General features: G+C 26.9%; 1 protein-coding gene. It reads right to left on the minus strand.

The window, feature by feature from the left end:
* Positions 1 to 253: hypothetical protein (locus tag ACY2RR_RS24570; protein WP_490110832.1), on the minus strand; the 253-nt coding region annotated here is incomplete at both ends.

Consider the following 253-nt stretch of genomic DNA (forward strand, 5'->3'; position numbering starts at 1 on the left):
CAAATCCGTTTTTGTTCAGAAATTCATCTAATTCTTTAAATGTCTTTCTTACTCTATGTTCTTTTTCTTCAAAATTTTCATCAATATAAAAGACAGATGTATAGTTGCGATTGGATTGAAAAAAGAGAATTGAGTCTGCTTTTAATTTTATAATCTTACTATTTTTTGAATAAGATATGAATGTTAAAGAGGGATTATTCAGGGATACTTTATTATCTAAAGAGAGGTTGCGATAATACACCAGTAAATCGTT

This window comes from Parendozoicomonas sp. 2304DJ65-17, from assembly GCF_058148445.1.